Genomic DNA, 4,988 nt, shown 5'->3' with positions numbered 1-4,988 from the left:
ATCCCACCCACCTGGCCGGTCACCGACTGCTGGGGCGGTTGCCCGCCGATCCCCCCGGCACCTGTTACCTGGCCCGCTCGGCGGGCGGGGTGCTGATGACGCTCCGGGTGGTTCCGAACCCGTGGTCCGCGCACACCGAGTTCCGCTCCGCCTTCGCCCGGGGCACCGCCGCGGCGCAGCGGGTGGTCAGCCGTTGGGCGGTGGCGCCGGTGGCCGCCGACATAGGCGCGCGACTGGTGTGGCTGGCCGAGCCGTACCTGCCCGATCCCGATCTGGCGATGGTGGTGGCGGCACGCGGGCCGCTGCCCCGGGATGTCGGCCGTGAGGTGGGGGCGCGACTGGCCGAGGCGCTGGAGACGGTGCACCGGGCCGGTCTGGTGCACGCCTGCCTGACCCCCGCACGGGTGCTGCTGGCCCCCGACGGCCCACGGCTGACCGGACTGGGGCTGGCGGGCGCGCTGTACGGTGCGGGGCCGTTGATCCTGCCCCCGTCCTGCCTGGCGCCCGAGCAGGCCGGGGAGCCCGAGGGCCGCCCCGGCCCGGCGGTCGACGTCTTCGCCCTGGGATGCGTGCTGACCCATGCCGTCACCGGACGGCTTCCCTTCGGGGCCGAGCCCGCCGGGGAGGTGCGGCGACGCATTCTCACCGAACCCCCGGACCTCGCGGACGTCCCGCGCGGCCTGCTCGAGGTCATCGGCGCCTGCCTGGACCGGGACCCCGATCTGCGACCCACCCCTACGGAGTTGTACGCGGAACTCGGCCTCCGGCCCGGGGGGACGGGCGGGGTGCGGTGGCCCGGGGACGTGGTGGACCTGATCGCCCGCCGTCGCGCGGCCTCGCCCCCCGACGCCCCACCGGCCCGCGCCGACGGTACCTCCCGCGGTGGGAGCCGTGATCCCGGGCAGGCCACGGGCGCGGACCCCGGCCGGCCGCCCTTCACCGGAGCCGGGGACCGGCCCGGCGGCCCGGGGCGCGGGAAGGACACCGATCGGTCGGACGCGGCGCGGCGCGGCACCTCCCGGCGCGGCCTGCTGCTCCTGGTGGCCGGGACGGCCACGGCCGCCGCCGGTGGGGTCGGTGTGCTGTTCGCCGGTCGCGCGCGTTCCGGCGGCCCCTCGGCGGAGACGGGGGAGACCCTGCTCATCGGCGTGCACGCGGATCTCTCCGGACCCGACGCGGAGGTGGGACGCGCCCAGGAACTGGGGGTCCGGCTGGCGGTGGAGGAGTTCGCCGGCCTGACCCGGCTCCCCTTCGCGGTGGACGTACGGGTGCTCGACGACGGTGGTGACCCGGAGCGGGCCGCGGAGGTGGCCCTGGAGTTGGGGTCCGACCCGGCGGTGCGGGCGGTGATCGGACCCACCGGGGAGGTGTCGGCACGTCCGGCCGCCGAGCGGTACACCCGGGAGGGTCTCCCCCTGCTGGCGCTCTCCCCGGCCGAGTTCCCCGCGGACGACACGGCGTACCGGACGCTGCTGCACGCCCGCCCCGACACCGCCGCCCAGGCGTTGGCGGTGGTCCACCGGTTGCACGGCGACCCGGAGGTGCGGCGGGTGGGTCTGGTGGACGACCGGGCCGCCGAACCGATCAGTGGCATCGCGGTGCGGGCCGTCACCGGTGCCCTGGACCGTGACCGGATCATCCCCGTGCCGCGGGTGCTGCCGGTCGGCGCGGACGATCCGGGCGGCACGGCGGCGGGGCTGCTCGCCGCGGGCATCGACGCGGTGGTGCACGCCGGCCGCGCCGAGGCCGTGGCCGCGTTGGCGATCGCCCTGGCCGACGCCGGGTTCGCCGGCCCCCGGATCGCCGGCGAGGCGGCTCTGCGGGAGGAGTTCCCGCGGGCGGCCGGGGAGGCCGCCGAGGGATGGCTGGTGGTCGCGCCGCGCATCGACCCCGCCCGGGCGGCGGAGGCGGTGGGGTTCACCACCGTGTTCCGCAAGAGGTTCGAGGAGGAACCCGGCCCCTGGGCCGCCGAGGGCTACGACGCGGCCCGCCTGGTGGTGGAGACGGTGCGGCGAATGGGGACGCGGACGCCTCCGGACCGCGAGTCGCTGCTCACCCGCCTGCGCTCGGCCCGACTGCGTGGGGTGGCCAAGCCCCTCGCCTTCGCCGCCGACGGTCGGCTCGCGACCGGTGACGAGGGGGCGTACTGGTACGAGGTGCGGGGCGGGGAGTTCCACTTCCTGGGGAAGGCGCCGATGACGGAGGTGTGATCCCGGCATTCGCGTCCTCCCCCTGAGCACATCCCCGCTTTTCTCGACACAACGAGAACATGTTCCTATCATCACCCGTCACGGCCGCCCCAACGGGTGGCCGGTCGGATGCCCGAACGGGCGGCCGACCGGGAACCGGACGGCAGGGGAGAGCGATGGACACGGGCACCGGCGGGGGAACGACGGCGGACGCCGTACCGGGGACCGACGCCCCCCAACCGGCGGGTGGCCCCCTGGCGGGCCTGCGCGTGGTCGAGCTGGCCGGCATCGGCCCCGGCCCCTTCGCCGCGATGATCCTGGGCGATCTGGGTGCCGACGTGGTGCGGGTCGACCGCCCGGGCAGCGGCTGGCCGCACATCGACCCCCGGTGGGACACCACCAACCGCAACAAGCGCTCGGTGCTGCTGGATCTCAAGCGGGAGGGTGCCGCCGAGCGGGTACTCGACCTGGTCGAGCGCGCCGACGTGCTGCTGGAGGGCTACCGTCCCGGGGTGGCCGAACGCCTGGGCGTGGGCCCCGACGCCTGCCTGACCCGCAACCCCCGGCTGGTCTACGGCCGGATGACCGGCTGGGGTCAGGAGGGGCCGCTGGCCCACCGGGCCGGCCACGACATCGACTACATCGCGATCACCGGAGCGCTCGGTGTCATCGGGCCCGCCGACGGCCGTCCGGCCGTCCCCGCCAACCTGCTGGGCGACTACGCCGGCGGCTCCCTCTACCTCGCGGTGGGGGTGCTGGCCGCCCTGCACCGGGTCCGCGCCGGCGGCGCGGGTCAGGTCGTGGACGCCGCGATCGTGGACGGCACCGCCCACCTCACCACCATGCTGCACGGCATGATGGCCGCCGGTGCCTGGCAGGACCGACGCGAGGCCAACCTCCTGGACGGCGGCACCCCCTGGTACGACACCTACGCCGCCGCCGACGGCCGCCACCTGGCCATCGGACCGCTGGAACCCCGCTTCTGGGAGGAGTTCCTGGACCTGGTGGGCCTGGCCGGGGATCCGACGTTGCCGGACCGAGAGGACCCGGCCCGCCGGTCGGAACTGCGGGCCGCGATCGCCGCCCGGATCGCCGAACGCACCCGGGAGGAGTGGATGGAGGTGTTCGCCGGCACCGAGGCCTGCGTGGCGCCGGTGCTCTCGCTGAGGGAGGCGCCCCACCACCCCCACCTGGCCGCCCGGGGGACCTTCGTCGAACACGACGGACTGGTGCAGCCCGCTCCCGCGCCCCGGTTCTCCGCCACCCCCGGCACGGTGCGCCGCGGACCGGCCCGGCCCGGCGCGGACGTCGTCGCGGTGGCCCGGGACTGGGGGGTGCCCGGCCTCGCCGAGTTCTGCGGGAGCGAGCCCCTTCCGGCGCCGGGGGCCCCGGACTCGCCCGGGGCGTGAGGGGCGCGACACGGGAACGGGCGCGCCGTGCGGGGCGCCGCCCTTGTCGAAAATGGAACACGTTCTTATCGTGGGTGTCGTTCCGCGGCGGGAGCGGCACCGGCCGACCCCGCCGATCCGCCGACGACGCCGGGAGAGCCCGTGACCGAGGCATACCTCTACGAGGCGATCCGCACCCCGCGCGGTCGTGGCAAGCCCAACGGGTCGCTGCACACCGTCAAACCGATCGACCTGGTCGTCGGGCTGGTGGACGAACTCCGCCGCCGCCTCCCCGACCTCGACCCGGCGGCGATCGACGACATCGTCCTGGGCGTGGTCAGCCCCCTGGGCGACCAGGGCGCCGACATCGCCAAGATCGCCGCCATCGCCGCCGGCCTCCCCGACACGGTGGCGGGCGTGCAGGAGAACCGCTTCTGCGCCTCCGGCCTGGAGGCCGTCAACCAGGCCGCCGCCCGGATCCGCTCCGGCTGGGAGGACCTCATCCTCGCCGGCGGCGTGGAGTCAATGTCCCGGGTACCGATCGGCTCCGACGGCGGGGCCTGGGCCGCCGACCCGGCCACCGCCCACCGGGTCGGCTTCGTCCCCCAGGGCATCGGGGCCGACCTCATCGCCACCCTGGAGGGACTGACCCGCCGCGACGTGGACGAGTACGCCGCGCTCTCCCAGGAACGGGCCGCCGCCGCCTGGAAGGACGGACGCTTCGACCGCTCGGTGGTGCCGGTCACCGACCCCTCCGGTCTCGTCCTGCTCGACCGCGACGAGCACCCGCGGCCGGGCACCACCGCCGACTCCCTCGCCGCCCTGCGCCCCTCCTTCGCCCGGATGGGGGAGGAGGGCGGCTTCGACGCCGTGGCGCTGGGCAGGTACCACTGGCTGGAGCGCATCGACCACGTCCACCACGCCGGGAACTCCTCGGGCATCGTGGACGGCGCCGCCCTCACCGTCATCGGCAACCGGGAGGTGGGGGAGCGGTACGGTCTGCGCCCCCGCGCCCGGGTCGTCTCCGCCGCCGTCACCGGCTCCGAGCCCACCATCATGCTCACCGGCCCGGCCCCCGCCACCCGCAAGGCGCTCGACCGTGCCGGGCTCACCATGGACGACATCGACCTGGTGGAGATCAACGAGGCGTTCGCCGCCGTCGTCCTGCGCTTCGTCCGGGAGATGGACCTGGACCTCGACCGGGTCAACGTCAACGGCGGGGCCATCGCCCTGGGCCACCCCCTGGGCGCCACGGGGGCGATGATCCTCGGCACCCTCCTGGACGAACTCGAACGCCGCGACCTGCGCCGCGGCCTGGCGACCCTGTGCGTGGGCGGGGGCATGGGCATCGCCACGATCATCGAACGCGTCTGATCCGGGACGGCCCTCCCGCCCCTGTCTCTTATACACA

Annotated in this window: 3 protein-coding genes; all 3 read left to right on the top strand. The window is 75.8% G+C overall.

Annotated features, from left to right (window positions below):
- Window positions 1-2,210: ABC transporter substrate-binding protein (locus FNQ90_RS12390; RefSeq protein WP_182606424.1), on the top strand; the 2,210-nt coding region annotated here is incomplete at its 5' end.
- Between the two features lie 155 nt (window positions 2,211-2,365).
- The gene (locus FNQ90_RS12385; RefSeq protein WP_182606423.1) at window positions 2,366-3,598 is read left to right on the top strand and encodes a CaiB/BaiF CoA transferase family protein; all 1,233 of its coding nucleotides are present in this window, start codon (window positions 2,366-2,368) and stop codon (window positions 3,596-3,598) included.
- A gap of 141 nt (window positions 3,599-3,739) precedes the next feature.
- Entirely contained in the window at window positions 3,740-4,951 is a 1,212-nt protein-coding gene (locus tag FNQ90_RS12380; RefSeq protein WP_182606422.1) for an acetyl-CoA C-acetyltransferase, read from the top strand.
- The last annotated feature ends 37 nt before the right edge of the window (window positions 4,952-4,988 follow it).

This window comes from Streptomyces alkaliphilus (genome assembly GCF_014141535.1).
GTDB lineage: Bacteria > Actinomycetota > Actinomycetes > Streptomycetales > Streptomycetaceae > Streptomyces > Streptomyces alkaliphilus.
This window is presented reverse-complemented; position numbering and strand designations above follow the sequence as displayed.

Bases quoted from the DNA above. Each gene is read 5' to 3' on its own strand.
- FNQ90_RS12385 (WP_182606423.1), top strand. From the start codon at position 2,366: ATGGACACGGGCACCGGCGGGGGAACGACGGCGGACGCCGTACCGGGG.